Source organism: Pseudomonas sp. QLc11A (assembly GCF_052112305.1).
In the GTDB taxonomy this organism is placed as follows: domain Bacteria; phylum Pseudomonadota; class Gammaproteobacteria; order Pseudomonadales; family Pseudomonadaceae; genus Aquipseudomonas; species Aquipseudomonas laurylsulfatiphila.
Genome location: NZ_JAVAJJ010000001.1, coordinates 1 through 19081 on the forward strand (window position 1 = coordinate 1; position 19081 = coordinate 19081).

15 protein-coding genes, 2 rRNA genes and 2 pseudogenes are annotated in these 19081 nt (G+C 60.2%); 12 read left to right on the forward strand and 7 right to left on the reverse strand.

Annotated elements, in window-relative coordinates:
- The 5 genes from Q8X48_RS00005 to Q8X48_RS00025 form a co-directional block, all read left to right on the forward strand.
- Window positions 1-239, forward strand: a 23S ribosomal RNA gene (locus Q8X48_RS00005); the annotation flags it as partial.
- 171 nt (window positions 240-410) lie between these two features.
- Window positions 411-526: ribosomal RNA gene (gene rrf / locus Q8X48_RS00010) — 5S ribosomal RNA — on the forward strand.
- Window positions 527-671: 145 nt separating this feature from the next.
- Complete coding sequence (locus tag Q8X48_RS00015; protein ID WP_015096843.1) at window positions 672-1331, forward strand: paraquat-inducible protein A; 660 nt, start codon at window positions 672-674, stop codon at window positions 1329-1331.
- Entirely contained in the window at window positions 1318-1941 is a 624-nt protein-coding gene (locus tag Q8X48_RS00020; protein WP_015096842.1) for a paraquat-inducible protein A, read from the forward strand. Before Q8X48_RS00015 ends, Q8X48_RS00020 begins: the two co-directional genes overlap by 14 nt.
- Entirely contained in the window at window positions 1934-4237 is a 2304-nt protein-coding gene (locus tag Q8X48_RS00025) for a PqiB family protein (protein WP_218477268.1), read from the forward strand. Before Q8X48_RS00020 ends, Q8X48_RS00025 begins: the two co-directional genes overlap by 8 nt.
- 193 nt (window positions 4238-4430) lie before the next feature.
- Here the strand turns inward: Q8X48_RS00025 and mksF are convergent, their stop codons facing one another.
- From mksF to mksB, 3 genes are read right to left on the reverse strand one after another with little or no spacing between them, the layout of a single operon-like run.
- Complete coding sequence (mksF, locus tag Q8X48_RS00030; RefSeq protein WP_407799106.1) at window positions 4431-7271, reverse strand: Mks condensin complex protein MksF; 2841 nt, start codon at window positions 7269-7271, stop codon at window positions 4431-4433.
- Window positions 7268-7969, reverse strand: coding sequence for an Mks condensin complex protein MksE (gene mksE, locus Q8X48_RS00035; protein WP_007978043.1), 702 nt, complete (start codon window positions 7967-7969; stop codon window positions 7268-7270). The genes mksF and mksE overlap by 4 nt, the downstream gene beginning before the upstream one ends.
- Window positions 7959-9236, reverse strand: coding sequence for an Mks condensin complex protein MksB (gene mksB / locus Q8X48_RS00040; RefSeq protein WP_407799107.1), 1278 nt, complete (start codon window positions 9234-9236; stop codon window positions 7959-7961). The genes mksE and mksB overlap by 11 nt, the downstream gene beginning before the upstream one ends.
- Window positions 9237-9456: 220 nt before the next feature.
- Between mksB and Q8X48_RS00045 the strand changes: the two genes are divergently transcribed.
- Entirely contained in the window at window positions 9457-10203 is a 747-nt protein-coding gene (locus tag Q8X48_RS00045) for an energy transducer TonB (protein ID WP_095965596.1), read from the forward strand.
- Complete coding sequence (rimI, locus tag Q8X48_RS00050) at window positions 10196-10648, forward strand: ribosomal protein S18-alanine N-acetyltransferase (RefSeq protein WP_007978046.1); 453 nt, start codon at window positions 10196-10198, stop codon at window positions 10646-10648. Before Q8X48_RS00045 ends, rimI begins: the two co-directional genes overlap by 8 nt.
- A gap of 107 nt (window positions 10649-10755) precedes the next feature.
- On the opposite strand, the gene Q8X48_RS00055 is transcribed toward rimI, so the two are convergent.
- Window positions 10756-11160: a hypothetical protein gene (locus Q8X48_RS00055; RefSeq protein ID WP_015096836.1), complete on the reverse strand. Its 405-nt coding sequence runs from the start codon at window positions 11158-11160 to the stop codon at window positions 10756-10758.
- Between the two features lie 168 nt (window positions 11161-11328).
- Between Q8X48_RS00055 and can the strand changes: the two genes are divergently transcribed.
- Window positions 11329-11973 carry a carbonate dehydratase gene (gene can, locus Q8X48_RS00060; RefSeq protein WP_015096835.1) on the forward strand — a complete coding sequence of 215 codons (645 nt, stop codon included), beginning with the start codon at window positions 11329-11331 and terminating at the stop codon, window positions 11971-11973.
- 6 nt (window positions 11974-11979) lie between these two features.
- On the opposite strand, the gene Q8X48_RS00065 is transcribed toward can, so the two are convergent.
- The 3 genes from Q8X48_RS00065 to Q8X48_RS00075 all read right to left on the reverse strand — a co-directional run bounded on the left by Q8X48_RS00065 (window position 11980) and on the right by Q8X48_RS00075 (window position 15334).
- Window positions 11980-12504 carry an SET domain-containing protein-lysine N-methyltransferase gene (locus Q8X48_RS00065; RefSeq protein ID WP_126047550.1) on the reverse strand — a complete coding sequence of 175 codons (525 nt, stop codon included), beginning with the start codon at window positions 12502-12504 and terminating at the stop codon, window positions 11980-11982.
- Window positions 12505-12648: 144 nt separating this feature from the next.
- Entirely contained in the window at window positions 12649-13821 is a 1173-nt protein-coding gene (locus Q8X48_RS00070) for a hypothetical protein (protein WP_407799108.1), read from the reverse strand.
- A 94-nt stretch (window positions 13822-13915) separates the two neighbouring features.
- Complete coding sequence (locus Q8X48_RS00075) at window positions 13916-15334, reverse strand: short-chain fatty acid transporter (RefSeq protein ID WP_095965592.1); 1419 nt, start codon at window positions 15332-15334, stop codon at window positions 13916-13918.
- Between the two features lie 200 nt (window positions 15335-15534).
- Here Q8X48_RS00075 and Q8X48_RS00080 point away from each other — a divergent pair, with 200 nt between their 5' ends.
- From Q8X48_RS00080 to Q8X48_RS00095, 4 genes and pseudogenes are all read left to right on the forward strand, one after another.
- Complete coding sequence (locus Q8X48_RS00080) at window positions 15535-16848, forward strand: MFS transporter (RefSeq protein WP_126047546.1); 1314 nt, start codon at window positions 15535-15537, stop codon at window positions 16846-16848.
- Between the two features lie 207 nt (window positions 16849-17055).
- Window positions 17056-17691 (forward strand): annotated as a pseudogene (locus Q8X48_RS00085) (PAS domain-containing protein); the annotation flags it as partial.
- A 153-nt stretch (window positions 17692-17844) separates the two neighbouring features.
- Window positions 17845-18282 (forward strand): annotated as a pseudogene (locus Q8X48_RS00090) (methyl-accepting chemotaxis protein); the annotation flags it as partial.
- Between the two features lie 169 nt (window positions 18283-18451).
- The gene (locus tag Q8X48_RS00095; RefSeq protein WP_407799109.1) at window positions 18452-19051 is read left to right on the forward strand and encodes a flavin reductase family protein; all 600 of its coding nucleotides are present in this window, start codon (window positions 18452-18454) and stop codon (window positions 19049-19051) included.
- Window positions 19052-19081: the final 30 nt, after the last annotated feature.

Consider the following 19081-nt stretch of genomic DNA (forward strand, 5'->3'; position numbering starts at 1 on the left):
CCGGAGTGGACGAACCTCTGGTGTTCCGGTTGTCACGCCAGTGGCATTGCCGGGTAGCTATGTTCGGAAAAGATAACCGCTGAAAGCATCTAAGCGGGAAACTTGCCTCAAGATGAGATCTCACTGGAACCTTGAGTTCCCTGAAGGGCCGTCGAAGACTACGACGTTGATAGGTTGGGTGTGTAAGCGCTGTGAGGCGTTGAGCTAACCAATACTAATTGCCCGTGAGGCTTGACCATATAACACCCAAGCAATTTGATGCTCCTAGTTGAAAAGACGAAAGAGACCAGATTGCGGTGTGTGAAGACGAAACGAACCGAAAGTTCGAAAGACTCACAAAACACCGAACTCTATTACATACCCAATTTGCTGAAGCGAGGCCAACCGGTCACGACTCAGTACCCGAATTTCTTGACGACCATAGAGCATTGGAACCACCTGATCCCATCCCGAACTCAGCAGTGAAACGATGCATCGCCGATGGTAGTGTGGGGTTTCCCCATGTGAGAGTAGGTCATCGTCAAGATTAAATTCCGAAACCCCAATTGCGAAAGCAGTTGGGGTTTTGTTTTTGGCGTAGAAAAAGCATGCTCAATCGAGCACAAATTGGCGCAGTTATTTTTGTCCCGGGACACTAGAATAGGTCCAACTTTTTCAGAGTCAGAGCGCTTATGCCGGATTCGGTTGACGCCAAAGAGCTGTCAGAATTACCACTGGAAAATCTGGTTGCCTGCCATGAGTGCGACTTGCTCATGCGTAAGCCAGAACTCGCCCATGGCGAAAAAGCCCTGTGCCCCCGCTGCGGCTACGAGCTTTATGCCAATCGGTATAACGTCGTACAGCGCAGTCTCGCACTGGTCATAGCCGCCTTGTTGTTGTTTATTCCGGCGAACTTTTTACCCATCATGCAGCTCCATCTACTCGGGCAGTCTTCGCAAGACACTGTCTGGAGCGGCGTTGTCGCCCTTTTTGACACGGGCATGCAAAGCGTTTCAGTGATTGTATTCCTGTGCAGCATGGGGATCCCGCTGCTCAAGCTGCTGTGCCAACTGGCCGTATTGTTGAGTATCCGTTTTGATGTCGGGCGCAGCTACGGTTTGTTGCTCTATCGCATTTATCACCATATACGCGAATGGGGGATGCTCGAGGTTTACTTCATGGGCGTGCTGGTGGCGATCGTCAAACTGGCAGATATGGCAGCTATCACCGTAGGCCTCGGCCTGGCGTGCTTCATTGGTTTATTGCTGATTCAAGTCTGGCTGGAGGTTGTAATGTCGCCTCACCAGATCTGGCAAGCGTTATCAGGAGAGGATGCCCATGCGGGCGATTGATGCAGGCATTCTGATTTGCAAGGAATGTCATGAATTGAACAGGCAGGAAGCTGATACCGACGAGCAAGTCTGTACACGCTGCGGTGCGTTGGTGCATGCCCGCAGCCCGAATAGCCTGGTGCGCACCTGGGCATTGCTGATTACCGCCGCCATTCTTTACATACCGGCCAATTTGTTGCCGATCATGACCGTGAACTCCCTCGGTAAAGGAGCGCCAAGCACGATCATGGCGGGTGTGATCGAGTTGGTGCACTACGGCATGTTCCCCATTGCGGCCGTGGTGTTTATAGCCAGTATCGTGGTGCCCACTTTCAAGCTGGTGGGCATTGCTCTGCTGCTGTTTTCCGTGCAGCGCCATCAGCCCCTTTCGGCTCGCCAGCGTATCTGGATGTACCGTTTCATTGAATTCATCGGCCGCTGGTCGATGCTCGATATCTTTGTGATTGCCATCCTCGTGGCGGTCGTGAATTTTGGGCGGCTTGCCAGCATCGAAGCCAATCTTGGCGCCATCGCTTTCGCCTCGGTGGTGATTCTGACGATGCTTGCCGCAGTAACTTTTGATCCCCGACTGATTTGGGATAACACGGAGTCGGACGACGACCATGACTGATTTGCCTGTAGCGAAAACCCGACCGGCTTCGAACTGGTCTGCCATTTGGGTGTTGCCCCTGATCGCCTTGATCATCGGCGGCTGGCTCGGCTGGCGTGCCTATAACGAGACCGGTATCGAGATTCAGGTACGCTTTGAAAGTGGCGAAGGCATTCAGGCCAACAAGACCGAAGTTGTCTATAAAGGCATGTCGGTCGGCAAGGTAAAAAGCCTCAAGCTCGATGACGAAGGCAGTTCCAAAGGCGTGATCGCCAGCATCGAAATGAACAAGGACGTAGAGCAATACCTGCGCACCAGCACGCGTTTCTGGTTGGTCAAGCCGAGCGTGACGTTGGCAGGGATTACCGGTCTTGAGACGCTGGTTTCGGGCAACTACGTTGCGATCAGTCCGGGCGAGGGTGAACCGGTTCGCAAGTTCAAGGCCCTGGCCCAGGAACCGCCGCTTTCCGATGCCCAGCCCGGTCTGCACCTGACCATCAAGGCTGACCGCCTGGGCTCGCTGAACCGTGGCAGTCCGGTGTTTTACAAACAGATCAAAGTGGGGCAGATCAAAAGCTATGTGTTGTCCGAGGACCAGAGCACCGTCGAGCTCAAGGTCTTCATCGAGCCGACTTACGCCAAACTGGTGCGCAAACACACACGTTTCTGGAATGCCAGCGGGGTCAGCATCGACGCCAATCTGTCGGGGGTGAAGATTCGCAGTGAATCCCTGGCCAGCATTGTCGCGGGTGGTATTGCGTTCGCTACACCCGAAAACCGTAAGGACAGCCCGCCTACCGACCCAAGTCTGCCGTTCAGACTCTATGAAGACTTCGATGCGGCGGCGGCCGGTATCCGGATCAAGGTCAAGCTCAGCGACTTCGAAGGCTTGCAGGCCGGTCGTACACCGGTGATGTACAAAGGCATTCAGGTCGGCAATCTCAAGGCGCTGAAGGTCGATCCCGACCTGTCCGGGGCCACCGCCGAGTTGACGATGGACCCGTTGGCCGAAGATTACCTGGTCGACGGCACGCAGTTCTGGGTGGTCAAACCGTCGATTTCTCTCGCCGGGATTACCGGTCTCGAGGCGCTGGTCAAAGGTAACTACATCGCTGTGCGTCCTGGCGACAAGGGTGCCGCGCCGCAACGCGAATTCGTCGCGCGGCCCAAGGCGCCACCCTTGGATCTGCGTGCGCCGGGCCTGCACCTGGTGTTGTTCACCGAAAACCTTGGCTCGCTGGAAGTCGGCAGTCCGGTTCTCTACAAGCAGGTCAAGGTAGGTTCGGTACAGAGCTATCAGTTCTCGCGCAAAAAAAAGCAATTGATCATCGGCGTGCATATCGAGAAGGAATACGAGGATCTGGTCAACGCCTCGACACGCTTCTGGAATGCCAGCGGTATCACGCTCTCGGGTGGTCTGACCGGTGGCATTCAAGTCAAGAGTGAATCGCTGCAAAGCCTGATGGCCGGCGGTATTGCGTTTGAAACCCCGGAAGCCAAGGCACCGCTACAAAAGCGCATTCCACGTTTCCGCTTGTTCGCCAGCCATGACGACGCCACGCAAAAGGGCGAGGTGATTACCATCAAGGTCGATCGCGCCGATGGATTGCGTACGGGCACGCCGATTCGCTTCAAGGGCCTGGATGTCGGCAAGATCGAGGACGTTGACCTGAGTGACGACCTGCAATCGGTGCTGCTGACCGCACGGATTACCGAAGTGCCGGAGCGCATCGCCCGGGTCGGCAGTCAGTTCTGGGTGGTCAAGCCTGAACTGGGGCTGATCAAGACATCGAACCTTGAAACCCTGGTGACCGGGCAATACATCGAAGTGCTGCCAGCTGCCAAGAATCTGGGGCCGCAGAAAAGTTTCATGGCCCTGGCCAGCCCGCCTGAAGCTGTAAAACGTGAGGACGGTTTGAGTCTGGTGCTCAGCGCCGCTCGTCGCGGTTCGCTGAAGGCCGGTGTGCCGGTGACGTATCGCGAAATCACGGTGGGCAAGGTAACGGGTTATGAATTGGGGCAGACCGCCGATCGTGTCCTGATCCATATCCTGATCGAGCCGAAGTACGCGCCGCTGGTGCGTAGCGGCACACGGTTCTGGAACACCAGCGGTTTCGACTTCGATGTCGGACTGTTCAGAGGTGCAACGGTGCGCACTGAATCCCTGGAGACGATGATTCAGGGCGGTGTCGCCTTCGCCACGCCGGACGGCGAACGCATGGGCAGCCCGGCGCGGCCGGAGCAGACCTTCGCGTTGTTCGACAAATTTGAAGAGGAATGGCTGACCTGGGCGCCGAAGATTTCGCTCGGCAAGTAGTTTTCTGGTGTCAGTGATGACGCCTTCGCGAGCAAGCCCGCTCCCACAGGGTTATCGGTTGGCCACAGACTCTGTGGGAGCGGGCTTGCCCGCGAAGAGGCCCTGAAGTTCACTGCAAAGCTAAATGACAGACCTATGAAAAAGGCCGCGATCCATCGGACCGCGGCCTTTTCTATTGCCTTCGATTCAAGCCTCAGACCGCATCCAGCTCCGGTTCATCCGCTTGTTCGTTGACCGTTGCCTTCACCTGGTCGTGACGACGGATGTACTTCCAGTCCGCCTCGTCGATGTAGATGCCGGCCGGGCCGCTGCCGCCTTCCAGGTCGATGGCGACACTGGCGCAGACCTGCGGCTTCACGCTCGCCAGGATCGGCACGAAGCCCAGTTGCAAGCTGGTTTCCAGCAAGGCGGCCTGGTTCTTCTCATCGATGTCCGCTGCCTCATCGAGGTAGTACGGCAGGCGCACGCGACCGGCCTGGTCACGGTCCATCAAGTGCAGCAACAAGTACATGTTGGTCAGCGCCTTGATGGTCATGGTGGTGCCGTTGGACGCGGCGCCGTCGATGTCGGTGTGAATCACCGGCTGACCGTTGACCTTGGTGATCTCGAACGCCAGCTCGAACAAGTCCTTGAGGCCGAGCTGGTTGTGGTTCGCCGCCACCAGTCGCGCCAGGTATTCCTTGGCTTCTTCGTTCTTGTTGTCCTGCTCGGCACTTTGGCTGAGGTCGAAGACCGACAGGGTTTCGCCTTCCTCGTACTGACCGGCGCTGTGGATGATCTGGTCGATGTGCTTGAGCGCTTCCTTGTTCGGTGCGAGCACGATGCGGAAGCTTTGCAGGTTGGAGACCTGGCGTTTGTTGATTTCGCGGTTGAACAGCGCCAACTGGTGTTCGAGGCTGTCGTAGTCGCTGCGGATGTTGCGCAGGGTCCGGGCGATGTCCGTCACGGCGGCACGGCGAGCCTTGCCCAGGGTCAGGGCTTCGTCGGTGCGGTGTGCATAGGCGTTGATCAACAGTTGCAGGCGGCGCTCCATATCGTCTTCGCTGTCGAACTTGGCCACGCCCTTGAGGCGCACCTGAGCGTACAGCGCTTCAATCTGGCCGTCGGCCCGCAGCAAGCCTTGCCAGCTGTCCTGATAGTCGTTGAGCAGCGGCAGCAGGTTGTCCATGGAGTCGTCGATCGGGTCCATGAACGGCGTGCCGAATGGCAGGTCCGCCGGTAGCAACTGACGGCGGCGCAGGGCGTCGTCGAGGGTGCGTTGCTTGGCTTCCATGTCGCCGATCTGCCGGCCGACCAATTGCAGCTTGGCCGACAGTTGCTGGACGCGCTCGGTAAAGGCGTCGCTGGAACGTTTCAATTCGTCCTGTGCGGCTTCCATCTGAGCCATCTGCTCCAGCTTGTCGCCTTCTTCGGCGCTCAGGGTTTGCGCGCGACGGAAATCTTCCAGGGCTTTCTGCGCATCCAGCACTTGCTGGTACAGCACTTCGGTCTGGGTCTTGCTCGCGGCACGGTCGGCAGCCACGGCTTGCTGGGTTTTCAGTTGCTTGAGTTCTTTTTCCAGGCGTTCTTTCTGGTCGCGCAGGGCCGCACGGTCAGCCAGGGCCTGCAAGGCCGGTGGTTCGATGTGCGAGATGTCGATGGACAGGCCCGGCACTTCGAAGCGTTCACCTTTGAAGCCGTCGAGGATCAGCTCCACGGACTTCACCCAGTCGCCGTTTTCGTCGAGGGTGATGCCATGTTCGCCCAGCGGCAGGCTGAACAGCGCACTGTTGAACAGGCGCATCAGGCGCTCGACGTCCTGCTGCGAGAACTCTTCGCGCAGTCGGGCGTAGCTGTTGTTGTCGGCGTGATCGAGCTGCTGCTTGACCGACTTCAGGCGTTTTTCCAGGTCGCGCAGGCGCTCGTCGAGGTCTTCGGCGCTGAACTGACGAGACTGCGCCAAGGCACCGGCCAGTTCATCGTGGGCGTCCTTGGCGGCCAGCAGTTGCTGCTCCAGCACCTTGACGTCATCGACCAGGGCAAAGCGATGCTTGAGCACTGACAATTCGCCGAGCCAGCGCTGGATTCCGGTGATTTCCCGTTCCAGGCGCATCAGTTCCTGAGTGCCACCGCGCTGATCGTTTTGCAGGGCGTCCTGCTCGTTGCGGTAGTGCTCGGCCTGAATGCTCAGCTCTTCCTTGCGCGCACTGGCGTAGTCCGACCAGGTGCCCAGCAATGAATCGAGCAGCGGCGAGATGCGGTGCAGTTTGCCGCGCAGAATGTCGCGTTGCTTCACGCCGTTGGCCAACGCTTCGACCAACGGACCGGCGGCGACCAGCGAGTTGTAGTCCTGCTCCATGCGTCGTACATCGCGGAAGGCTTCTTCGCACGCGGCAATGTAATCAACGCTGCCGGATCGCAGACTGTGTTCGAAGGCATCGAGGAACAGCTGCTTGAGTTTGGCCGCGGTGATTTCGCGCATGTGCAGCAGGTTGATGAACAGTGCGCGGAAGGTTTTCAGGCTCTGCTCGCTGGTGGAGCGCAGCGGGATCAGCGTCAGGTCCAGCGGGATCGAGGTGTGGCCACCGACCAGCAAACGGCGCAGTTCGTCCGGCTTGAGTTCGTAGGCTTTCAGGCCTTCGCGTTCAAGGTTGGTGAACAGCTCTTTCTGACGCAGGCAGGTGTCGTTTTTCTGGTAGTGGGCCAGGTCCAGCTTGCCGGCGTAGGCAAAGAACTGGTGACCGAAACCGCCACCGGGGCCGCGACCGACCACACCGATCACGTGCGGACCGTGGGGCAGGTTGACTTCGACCAGGATGTAGCTGGTGTCCGAGGCGAAGTAGAAGCGTCGGGATTGTTCCAGGCTGTACTTGCCGAAGCTCATGTCCGACATGCGCGCCAGGATCGGGAACTGCAAGGCGTTGATCGAGGCGGATTTGCCGAGGTTGTTCGCGCCGTACACCGACAGCGGCTCTTCCAGGGGGAACAGGCCGAGGCTGTAGCCGGCGGTGTTCAAAAGGGCAAAGCGGCGGATGCCGTAACGTTCCTTGCTCATGCGTCGAGCTCCTGTTCTTCGGCAATGGCCCGGGCCAGGGCATCTTCTTCGCTTTCACTTTCGAATTCGCTCAAGTCGAGCGGATCGTCGGTCTGCAGCAGTTTTTCGTCGCTGTCTTCGTCGATCAGCACCGGCACCGGGAGCGGCAATACGCTGTGCAGGCTGGCAGCCAGATCGCGGTCTTGTTGCACCGACAGGCACACATCGAGGAAACGGTGCATCGGCGGCAGGAAACGGTAGACGCCGTTTTCTTCACTGGCGAAACCGAGCTGGGTCATGCGGCGCATGATCTTTTCTTCCAGCTCGTCCTGGGTCTGCACTTCGGCCTGGATGAACAGGTCGCGGTACTTTTCCAGCAGCGACGGCAGCTCATCGCGGCCGAGGCTGCCACCGTCGAGCACGGAGATCGGGTCGCGGCCCTGGTCGGCCAGGTGCTCGACGAGGATGAAGGTGAACAGCGCCAGGCGCTGGGCGGTCTTGTTCACCGCCGCTGCCGCGAGGTCCGGCACGAAGTAGTAGAAGCCGCGGGTGTCGCAGACCAGTTCAAAACCCAGTGCCTTGAACAGCGTGCGGTATTGGTCCTGAAAGTTCGACAACTGTGCGTACAGCTCCGGATCGCGGCGGCTGACGTGGTAACCCTTGAACAGCTCGCGAAAGATCGGCGCCAGATGGGACAGTTCGGATAGATCAAGATGCATGAGGAATGCTCGCAGAATTCTCGGCGGCGTCATCGCTGACCGAGAGCAGGGCGAAGGAGCGCAGGCTGACCTGGTGCTCGTGAGTATGGTATTCGCGACGTTCCAGACGCTCGCGCTTGAAGCGTTTTTCCCGCGACAGGCGCGAGAACCAGTACAGCAATTCGTCGGTGGCGCCGTCCGGTTCCTGCTCCAGCAACCAGGTCATCAGGTCCGGCATCGGCAGGGCGTCTTCGCAGCGCTCGAGCATTTCCCGAACCGTGCGAGGCGCGCGGGGGGCTTCGCCTTTCTGGGTCTTGTGCGCCTTGGGGAAGCGTGCAGGTTTGGGCTCGAAGCGGGCCAGGGCGTAGACGTAGGCTTCAACCTGACTGGCGCTGCCGAGGAAAGTGCTTTGCGGCCGTGTGAACAGCGGCATCGCCGCTTGTGGTACGGCATCGATGCCCTTGCGCCGGATGGCGGCCAGGGCCAGCGCTGCGCCACGGGTCACGGCGTTGTGCCGGCGGGCCTCTTCACGCAACGGCAAGAGCAGCTCGCGGGCATGACGCAGTGTCAGCTGGGCGCTGGTCTGCATTTCGAGGATGCGCGCGTGGGTGCGCAGCAGCATGTCGTCGTCGACTAGGTGGCCGAGGCGCTGCTGTTCGCTGAGCATCTTCAGCAGCACGGTTTCGACCTTGCGCACTCCTTGTTCGAAGGCGCCGTCGGCGTTCACCAGATCAATCATCGGCTCGACGTATTCGTCCCAGGTCGCCAGCACTTCCGCGTAACGCTGGCGCAACGGAATCTGCCGATCGCTGGTTTTCGCCCGTTCGGCGACGGCCACCAGTGCCTGTTCGTCGTTATCGAGTTTTTTCAGCACGTCACGCACGCGCATGTCGAGCAGGCGCAACTGGCGGGCCAGGTCATTGCCGTCGCGGATGTCGAACGCGTCCTGGATGTAGCCGGCCAGACGCTCAAGGTGGCGCAGGTAGGCTTCGATCTCCAGGCACAGGCCCAGGCGGTGTTCACGGCGCAGATAGGCGAGGAAGTCGTGAATCTGCGCATTGAGCTCGAAACGGTTCGGGCTTTTGGCCACGGGAACCAGGATGTCGAGGCGAATCCACACGTCGAGCAGGCTGGTAATGTCCTGCGGCGTGCTGTCGAGTTGCTGGGCGGCCAGTTGCGTGCGCAGTTCGTTGAGGCTCAGTGTGCCTTGGTCGAAGTGCTCGCACAGTGGCTCCAGAAGTGCCCAGTGTTCAGCGAGGGCGCGCAAGACGCGCTTGGGTTCGATCATCGGAATGGCCGGCTGGTTGGCGATTAAAAGCAGCGATTGTACTGCATCGGGGGCAATGCGATTCACTCTCGGGACGGGCTGTTGTTTTTTCTGTCCGTGAAGTCTATCGATCAACAGCGCGCGATCTTGTGCGAACGGCGGTAGAATCAGCGCACTTTAGTTATCCACAAGTGGCCGACCTTTGCTTATCGAGTCCCGTCGTCGCGCTTATTTGAACGCCATGCAGGTGGTCAACTGGCTGCCGCGCACCGAATTGCCCTTTGCTGCGCCGTCGCGGCCCGAGCTGCTGGAGATACCCGAGCCGGCCGAGGCCGCGCCTGTCGTGCCGGCTGTCGTGGCTGAGACGCCCGTGGCGCCTGTGGTCAAACCGGCAGAGCGGGTGAAGATCGAGGTGCCGCGACCATCGCTGGCGAGCACCCGCACCGGTGCCAAACCGGTGGAGGAGGCCGAAGAGGCCCCCGTCGTGGTCAAGGCACCGGTCGTGCCGCCGCCGCGTTTCGCCCTGCAGTTGCTGCGGGCCGGGCGTTGCCTGCTGCTGGTGGAGTTACCCACAGGCGAATCCTTCCAGACCCGCGACCCTGCTTATCTGCTGCTCAAGGACATGCTGCGCGCCGCCGGTCTGCCGGACAGCCCGCAGATCGTCGGCGAGCCGGTGCGCTGGCCGCTGCTGGTGCGTGGCACGATGGACCAGGGCCCGGAAGCCGCCCGCGACTTCGTGCAAGGATTTCTCTCGGTGCGCATGGAAGAAACGCCGTGCGCCTGCCTGTGGCTGATCGGCCTGCCCGCCGTGCGTTTTGCCGGCGAAGCGGATGCCGAGGCGTTCAATCGCGAGTTGCAGATCGAAGGTCTGGGCTCGGCCTGGGCGGTACCGGGCCTGGAATTATTAATGGAAGAGCCACAGCGTAAGGCTGATGTCTGGCAAGCCATGCGTCGGCTGATGGCGCGCTGGAAAGAATCGAATGAGTGACGCTGTATCGTTTCGCCCGATGACCGAGGCGGACCTGGAAACCGTGCTGAAAATCGAGTACGCGGCCTATAGCCATCCCTGGACCCGCGGAATTTTCCTCGACGGCTTGGGCAAGTATCAGATCTGGCTGATGTTCGAAGGCCAGCAACAGGTGGGCCACGGTGTGGTGCAGATCATCCTCGACGAGGCGCACCTGCTGAACATTACAGTCAAGCCTGAAAACCAGGGCCGCGGCCTGGGGCTGACATTGCTGGAGCATTTGATGTCGATTGCCTACAAGGCCGACGCCCGGGAGTGTTTCCTGGAAGTGCGCGACAGCAATACTGCGGCGTTCAAACTGTACGAGCGTTATGGTTTCAACGAGATCGGCCGGCGCCGGGATTACTACCCGGCGGTGGGCGGTCGCGAAGATGCGGTGGTCATGGCCTGCACATTGGTCGATTGAGCTCAAAAGCTCTTCGCGAGCAGGCTCGCTCCCACAGAGATTTGTGTCGTACATAAAACCTGTGGGAGCGAGCCTGCTCGCGATGGCGATCTTTCAGGCACTGAAGATCAGCGCTTGCCGTCCATCGGATCGCGCCGCGCCATTTCCGCCTCATCCAGGCCATTGCCACCGCCAATATCGTCCTCATCGACGATGCTCAGGTCCCAATCCGCGCGTTTATCATTGCCCGCCTCATGGGCATCCCGGGCGCCGTCTTCACGGATCAGGGTTTCCGGGCTCAGGTCGTCGTCAGTAGGTTGATGGTCGCCGGTCGAGGCACCCGTCAGGCCTGCTTCACGTCCGCGGCGGCGCGGCATCAGTTGTTCGCGCTCGTTTTCCGGCAGTTCGTCACCGATCCTGGCGCTGGGTTCTTCGGTGTCGAAATCCAGCTCACGCACCGAGCCCATGCGGTCTTCGTTGTCGTCGACGGGTTCCGGTTGCACCGCATCGTACGGACGTCGTGAATCATTCATGGCAATTCCTCATACTGTAGGCCTTACTACGGTTGACCCACGTGGCTACCGAGAATTCCACCGGCATGGAGCCCCCTGTACCGGATCAGGAGAGCATCCGCATTTCGCGCGTGACCTCGACGGACGGTTGTCAGTCAAAGCTGCGCATCATTCTTGAGGCTTCAGAGCATGAACGAATTACAAGATCTGATTGATAACAACGAGCGTTGGGCCGCTGCGATCAAGGAGGAGGATCCTGACTTCTTCGCCAAGCTGGCCCGCCAACAGACCCCTGAGTTCCTGTGGATCGGTTGTTCCGATGCCCGGGTGCCGGCCAACGAGATCGTTGGCATGCTGCCGGGCGATCTGTTCGTACACCGTAATGTGGCCAACGTCGTGCTGCACACCGACCTCAACTGCCTGTCGGTGATTCAGTACGCAGTCGACGTACTCAAGGTCAAGCACATCCTCGTCACCGGCCACTATGGCTGCGGCGGCGTGCGCGCCTCGATGCAGGATCGCCAGTTCGGCCTGATCGACGGCTGGCTGCGCTCGATTCGCGACCTCTATTACGAAAAGCGCGAAGAACTCGCCAAACTGGACACCGAAGAAGAGCGGGTCGACCGTCTCTGCGAACTCAACGTGATCCAGCAAGTGGCCAACGTCGGGCACACCAGCATTGTGCAAAACGCCTGGCACCGTGGGCAGAGCCTGTCGATTCATGGCTGCATCTACGGTATCAAGGACGGTCGCTGGAAGAGCCTGAACGCCACCATCAGCGGCTTCGAGCAGTTGCCGCCGCAGTACCGCCTGCGTCCGTTCGAACCCCTGTAAAGCCCTTCAGTGCGGACTTTGCCGACGCCACTGTTGCAAAAACAGCTGGCCGTCGGCGTTCGGCGCTTCATCGAAACCGGTGATCCAGCCCCGGCAGTTGTACGAACCGCAGCGGCAGGCGAACTGGCGCAGCAGTTTGTCTTCCGTGGCGGCGTAATCCATCGACAGCCAGTCACCTTTCTGAATGTCTTTGAGCGCCCATAACCACAGCTCACTCATGTCGAGAAATACGTTCGGGTCGCAAGAGTGGCGCAGCAGTCCGCAGAAATGCGGGTCATGGACATGAATATCCCGGGCCAGTTGTCGGGTATGCCGGCCACGACAGGGCAGCAAATGCCCCGATACCCGGCAGATCCGGCTTATGCGGGGGAACTCGCGCAACGCTGCCGCGGCCATGGGTGTGCCCTGGTCGTTCGAGAGAATCTCGAAATCGGCCAGGGATGGATATCCGAGGTGCGGGGGTAACTCCACAAATGGGTAAATACCCTGCGGCGGCGGTGCGAGAGACTTGCGCAGTGCATCGGCTTTCATAACGATCCCTGTCGGCTGGGTGCTGCGACATCCATCGGCTGACGGTCCAGTCAGCGCTGCAGCACGTGGGTACAGCCCAAGCCTCTCGCAGATATCGCGGGCGGTCTACTGTCATAACTGACAGATGAACTGCCAATAGTCGGTTTACAGCGGTGGCGGGGGCAGGGCGGTGGCCGGTGCGGGCGCCTTGAGCTGTTTGAGCTGCAACTGGGTCGCTGCTGTCGAGCATTTGGCCGCCGCTTGTCCCGGCGTCAGGTTGCGAATCGAGGTGTAGAACAGCGCGCAGGTTTTTTCCTTCTCGGCCACTTGCCAGGTTTGTGTGCAGGTTTTCAGCTCGATATCGGCATTGCTGTCCGGTTGGCGGCCCATGACGGCCTGCCAGCAGGCGGCACTCAAATCCTGGCCCATGACTTTCAGCCCCGCCGCATCGGCCTTGGCCTTGGCATCGTTGCCGGAATAGCTTGCCGGATCGGCGGCATACCAGATGTAGCTTGGGTGGTTGGAGCCCAGCACCCGCACTTTCACCCCGTCACTCGGGCTGATCGTCGCCAGCCCCAGCACATTCACGGTCGCCCCGTATTGTTGCTTGATCCAGTTACGCACCGGTGAGCCGAAGGCGACCATCGGCAATGTTTCACCGCTGGAGTGCAGGCTGACGTTCCTGACCATGGTGGTCTGGTAGTCGTTGAAGTAGCTGTAGACGCCCTCCAGGTCCTTGCCGGCGTTGGAGGGGGCGGCTATAGGGGCGATGTCGATGATGGTCTGAAAGGCCGGCGTCTGCTCGGCCGGGATGCCATTGACGGTGAGCAGCGAGGCCCAGCGATCCGTGGTGGCGGACTTTAGGTAATCCTGGGCCTGGGTCAACGAATAGTCGGGCGGGAAGTGCAGCAACTCGACACTTCTGCGGTTCTCCAGGGCCATGCCCAGCGGCAGGAACAGGTACCAGCTGTACGCCCACTTGCCGTCGGCATTCAGTTTGCTGGCGCCGTTATAGGCCAGGTCACCGGCATCGAGCAGCGCTGCCAAAGGTTTTTCATAGCTATTGGGCACGCCGATGATTTGCGCGTAGAGCTGGCCATTGTCGTTTTTGACCAGAACCTTCGCGTCGCCATAGCCATCGCGCTGCACGCTCTGGGTCAGGTAATGCTCGACGGTTTGCTCGAGCGTCCAGTTGCGAAAGCAGATCACGTTGCAATTGTTGGGGTAGGCGAAGAGGCGGGTAACGCGTTCGGTAGTGCCCAGCTTCAAATTGACATCGGCATGGGCGGTGGTGCTCAGGGTGAGGGCTGCGAGGGTGAGTGCCGCAAGTTTGAACATGCTCAGATCCTTTTCAGCGTATTAGACCAGCAGATACTGAAACCGACGGGCGGAACAACAAGGGGCCGATCAATACCGGCCCCTGTCTTTCAGGTTACGGCATGACTGGCGGCAAATACGCCAGCGTCGTCCCCAGTGCCCATAACAACACTAGCACCAGTGGTGTGTGTACCAGTAATTGCACGAACGAGAAGCCGATCAGGTCCCGCGCCTTCAGCCCCAGCACGCCCAGCAATGGCAGCATGTAGAAGGGGTTGATCAGGTTCGGCAAGGCTTCGGCGGCGTTGTAGATCTGTACCGCCCAACCCAGGTGATAGTTCAGATCATTGGCCACCTGCATCACGTACGGCGCTTCGATGATCCACTTGCCGCCACCGGACGGAATGAAGAAACCGAGGATCGCCGAATACACGCCCATCAGCACGGCATAGGTGTCGTGGGAGGCAATGCTGACGAAGAAGGTCGAGATGTGATGCGCCAGGGTCTGCGCATCGGCGCCCTTGACCGTGGTCATCAGTGCAGCGATCGAGCCATACAGCGGGAACTGGATCAACACCCCGGTGGTGGTCGGCACCGCTCGGGACACGGCATCCAGAAAGCTGCGAGGGCGCCAGTGCAGCAGGGCTCCGAGCATGATGAACAGGAAGTTGTAGGTGTTCAGCCCGGAAATCGCACTGATGGCCGGTTTGGTCGAAAACTCATGGAACAACCATCCGGCAGCCAGCAGCACCAGCAGAATCGTCAGCAGCGGGCTGTGCTCCAGCCATTCGCCGGGGCGGGTGCGTGGTTGCAGCGGTGGCAGGTTGAAACTCGGGTCAACGCCACAGGCCTTGGCGTCACGCGCCGAATTCGGGCCGGGGGCGGTGGCGTAGGCGATGATCAGCGAAATCACGATCAGGGCCAGCAACATCACGCCGGACTGCCAGAGAAAGATCGTCTGGGTGAATGGAATCACCCCGGTGATCGACAGAATCGAGGGCGGCAGGCTACCCGGGTTGGCCTGCAATTGAGCGGCCGATGACGACAGGCCCAGGGCCCACACGGCACCGAGCCCCAGGTAGGCGGCGGCACCGGCGGCACGGTAATCCATTTTCAGATCGGTACGGCGGGCGAGGGCGCGCACCAGTAATCCGCCGAACACCAGGGACAAGCCCCAGTTCAGCAACGAGGCGACCATCGAGATCAGCGCGACCCAGGCCACGGCAGAGCGGCCGTTTTTCGGGATTTTCGCCAGACGGTCGATCAGTTTCACCGCCGGTGGTGAACTGGCGACCACATAACCGCCGATCACCACGAAGGCCATCTGCATGGTGAAAGGGATCAGGCTCCAGAAGCCATCACCGAAGGCCATGGCGGCGTCGGTGGGCTTGGCGCCCATGGCCATGGTGGCCACCGCCACGATAATCACCGCCAGGGCAGCAAACACCCAGGAGTCGGGGAACCAGCGTTCGGCAAAACTTGAACAGCGCAGGGCAAAGCGGGCGGAGCGGCTATCTTCGATATCAGCGGCCACGGGGGTACCTCGAATTTTTATGTTTGTAGTGGTCTTCGGGGCGGCAACCGCCCGTCTGGACAGATGCCAACATTAATTCAGGCCAAGGATTTTTGCGGGGCTGATTCGTGGCTATGGGACTTTGGTCTAACGGGTTGTCCGCCAGCGCGTTTGCGTAGACCATGGGCGCCTTGGTTTTTGCCTGTGCCAGAGTTCTTTACATGACTGCCAACACCGATTCGCGCCCGGCGCCGTTCAGCCGCTCGGACTACAAGACCCTGGGGCTCGCCGCCCTCGGCGGCGCGCTGGAAATCTACGACTTCATCATTTTCGTGTTTTTCGCCCTGACCCTCAGCCAGTTGTTCTTCCCGCCGGAAATGCCCGAGTGGCTGCGCCTGCTGCAAAGCTTCGGGATTTTCGTCACCGGTTACCTGGCGCGACCGTTGGGCGGCATCCTGATGGCGCACTTCGCCGATCGCCTGGGGCGCAAGAAAGTCTTCAGCCTGAGCATCCTGATGATGGCGTTGCCCTGCCTGCTGATCGGGATCATGCCGACCTACGCGCAAATCGGTTATTTCGCACCCTTGTTGCTACTGGTCCTGCGCGTTCTCCAGGGCGCGGCGGTGGGCGGCGAAGTGCCGAGTGCCTGGGTTTTCGTCGCCGAGCATGCGCCGATCGGTCACCGAGGTTATGCCCTGGGTTTCCTGCAGGCGGGGCTGACTTTCGGCTATCTGATCGGTGCATTGACCGCGACCTTCCTGGCGCAGGCTTTCACTCCGGCGGAAATTCTCGATTACGCCTGGCGTTACCCGTTCCTGCTCGGCGGCGTGTTTGGTGTGATCGGCGTCTGGCTGCGTCGCTGGCTCAGCGAAACCCCGGTGTTCATGGCCATGCAGGCGCAGCGCGAGGCGGCCGGCGAACTGCCGCTGCGCACGGTCTTGCGCGAGCATCGGCTGGCCATTTTGCCAGCGATGATTCTCACCTGTGTACTGACATCGGCCGTGGTGGTTTTCGTGGTCATTACCCCGACCATGATGCAGAAAACCTTTGGCATGACCGCCAGCCATACCTTCGCCTTGAGCGCACTGGGCATTGTGTTCCTGAACATCGGCTGCGTGCTTGCCGGGCTGCTGGTCGACCGCATTGGCGCCTGGCGCACGGTGATGTTCTATAGCCTGCTGCTGCCGCTGGGCATCGGTGTGCTTTACAGCTGTCTGATCATGGGCGGCGACTGGATCGGCCTGGCTTACGCCTTGGCAGGGCTGGCCTGCGGGGTGGTCGGCGCGGTGCCATCGGTGATGGTCAGCCTGTTCCCGGCGCGAATTCGCGTCTCGGGTATCTCGTTCACCTACAACATTGCCTACGCCGCCTGGGCGAGTGTCACACCGCTGTTGTTGATCGGCCTGATGCCGTGGAGTCCGTGGATCTGCGTGATGTTCAGTGCGGTGATGGGCGCGGTGGGCGTGGGCAGTGCGGCGTACTTCGGTGTGCGGATGCCGAGAATCGCAGGCTGTTCTGCCGCTGGCGCGCATTGATCGGGCGCGTCGTCACTATTTTTGTAGGACAAACCTGAAACACACTTAAGTAAATGTTTCCAAGGCCGATGGTTAGGCTGCATATCGCTTTCTACCCCTGTCCATCGGTGCTTTCCCATGTTCAATAAACGCTTGAAGCAGGAGCTGTCGGCTCTTCGTGAAGAACTCTCCAGCCTCCAGCAAGTGAAGGAAAGTCTGGAAAGCGAAATGCTGGTGCTGACCCTCGACAGCGATGGACGGGTTCAGTCGGTCAATCAGAACTTCCTCGGCGAAATGCATTACAAGAGCGGCGACCTGATCGGCCGGCACATCGACGACCTCGTCCCGGAACACGTGAAATTCGACGAATTCCAGCAGCGCTTCAAGAACGCGTTGACCCGTGGCGAGCACTTCGCCGGTGCGGTGCGCCTGTTACGCGGCACGGGCCAGGAAGCCTGGTTGCGCTCGATCCTGCAGCCAGTGCGCTCGGCGGACGGGCGGATCAAGAACTTTTCGATCTTCTCCAGCGACCTGACCCGCACCATCGAGGCCTCCCGCGAACACGAGAACCTGATCGGCGCGCTGGTGCGCTCCACGGCGGTGATCGAATTCGACCTCAACGGCAACGTGCTGACCGCCAACGACCGCTTCCTCAGTGGCATGGGTTACAGCCTGGCGCAGATCAAGGGCAAGCATCACCGCACCTTCTGCCAGCCGGAGGATTACAACAGTGCCGAGTACCAGAACTTCTGGCGTCGGCTGAACGCGGGTGAGTACGTGGCCGACCGTTTCAAGCGTGTCGACAGCCATGGCCGTACAGTCTGGCTTGAGGCGTCCTACAACCCGGTGACCGATGCCAACAATAATCTCTACAAAGTGGTGAAGTTCGCCACGGTGATTACCGATCAGGTCAATCAGGAACACGCCGTCGCCGAAGCCGCCAACATTGCCTACAGCACCTCGCAGCAAACCGACCAAAGCGCCCAGCGCGGCAACGCCGTGGTGACCCAGGCCGTGGACGTGATGCGTGATCTGGCCAAACACATGCAAACTGCCGGCGACGGCATCGAAGCCTTGAACGAGCAGTCGCTGGTGATCGGCACCATCGTCAAAACCATCAGCGGCATTGCCGAACAGACCAACCTGCTGGCGCTCAACGCGGCCATCGAAGCGGCGCGTGCGGGCGAGCAGGGTCGCGGCTTCGCCGTGGTGGCGGATGAAGTCCGGCAACTGGCGTCGCGCACCAGCCAGGCCACCGACGAAATCGTCCTCGTGGTGCGGCAGAACCAGGACATGGCGCGCAACGCCGTGGCCTTGATGACCGATGGCAAACTCCAGGCCGAACAGGGCCTGGCGCTGGCGGCGGAAGCGGGCACGGTGATTGTCGAGATCCAGGACGGTGCACAGAAAGTGGTCAATGCGGTGGGGCAGTTTGCCAATCAACTCACAAACTGACCTGCGATCAGCTCTTGGTGGGAGTGGGCTTGCTCCGGGCGGCGTTCCGACGAAAGCGGTGTTTCATTAAACGCAACTGTGACTGAACTGACGCTTTCGCGAGCAAGCCCGCTCCCACAGGGTTACGTGGGCGCTACAATCGGCTCCTTTCCCCCAGGAGCAGACTTCCATGAGCGCTTCCCACCGCCGTCCGGTTCCCTTGTCCAAGGCTTATCGTCTGCTCAATCATGGCCCGACCGTACTGGTCAGCGCCGCCCACGATGGCCAACGCAATATCATGGCGGCAGCCTGGGCCATGCCGCTGGATTTCGAACCGCCGAAAATTGCCGTGGTGCTGGACAAGTCCACCTGGACTCGCCAGTTGCTGGAAGCCTCGGGCACGTTTGTGTTGAACGTTCCCTGCGCCGCCCAGGCCGACATTGTGCAGACCGTTGGTTCGACCTCCGGCCTGGAGTTGAGCCAGGACCAAGGGCGCGACAAGTTCGAGACCTATGACTTGCAGACATTCACCGGCGAGTCGGTCGAAGCGCCGATGCTCGAGGGCTGCGTGGCCTGGCTGGAATGTCGCCTGTTGCCGGAGCCGAACAACCACCAGCAATACGATCTGTTCCTGGCCGAAGTGATTGCCGCCCAGGCCGACGAGCGCGTGTTCAGCGAAGGGCGCTGGCACTTTGAAGGGCAAGACGCCTTGCGCACCTTGCACCACGTGGCGGGCGGGCACTTCCTGACCATTGGCGAGCCGGTGGACGGCAAGAGCTTGCAGCCGTAAGGTTTCGACTATTGAGGTTGTAAGCACATT

Excerpts from the sequence above, each read along its gene's own strand:
- rimI (WP_007978046.1), top strand. The coding sequence starts at position 10,196 with ATGAGTGACGCTGTATCGTTTCGCCCGATGACCGAGGCGGACCTGGAA.
- mksE (WP_007978043.1), bottom strand. The coding sequence starts at position 7,969 with ATGCATCTTGATCTATCCGAACTGTCCCATCTGGCGCCGATCTTTCGC.
- Q8X48_RS00020 (WP_015096842.1), top strand. The coding sequence starts at position 1,318 with ATGCGGGCGATTGATGCAGGCATTCTGATTTGCAAGGAATGTCATGAA.
- mksB (WP_407799107.1), bottom strand. The coding sequence starts at position 9,236 with ATGATCGAACCCAAGCGCGTCTTGCGCGCCCTCGCTGAACACTGGGCA.
- Q8X48_RS00095 (WP_407799109.1), top strand. The coding sequence starts at position 18,452 with ATGAGCGCTTCCCACCGCCGTCCGGTTCCCTTGTCCAAGGCTTATCGT.
- Q8X48_RS00065 (WP_126047550.1), bottom strand. The coding sequence starts at position 12,504 with ATGAAAGCCGATGCACTGCGCAAGTCTCTCGCACCGCCGCCGCAGGGT.
- Q8X48_RS00025 (WP_218477268.1), top strand. The coding sequence starts at position 1,934 with ATGACTGATTTGCCTGTAGCGAAAACCCGACCGGCTTCGAACTGGTCT.
- Q8X48_RS00045 (WP_095965596.1), top strand. The coding sequence starts at position 9,457 with ATGCAGGTGGTCAACTGGCTGCCGCGCACCGAATTGCCCTTTGCTGCG.
- Q8X48_RS00080 (WP_126047546.1), top strand. The coding sequence starts at position 15,535 with ATGACTGCCAACACCGATTCGCGCCCGGCGCCGTTCAGCCGCTCGGAC.
- mksF (WP_407799106.1), bottom strand. The coding sequence starts at position 7,271 with ATGAGCAAGGAACGTTACGGCATCCGCCGCTTTGCCCTTTTGAACACC.
- Q8X48_RS00055 (WP_015096836.1), bottom strand. The coding sequence starts at position 11,160 with ATGAATGATTCACGACGTCCGTACGATGCGGTGCAACCGGAACCCGTC.
- Q8X48_RS00070 (WP_407799108.1), bottom strand. The coding sequence starts at position 13,821 with ATGTTCAAACTTGCGGCACTCACCCTCGCAGCCCTCACCCTGAGCACC.
- Q8X48_RS00015 (WP_015096843.1), top strand. The coding sequence starts at position 672 with ATGCCGGATTCGGTTGACGCCAAAGAGCTGTCAGAATTACCACTGGAA.
- can (WP_015096835.1), top strand. The coding sequence starts at position 11,329 with ATGAACGAATTACAAGATCTGATTGATAACAACGAGCGTTGGGCCGCT.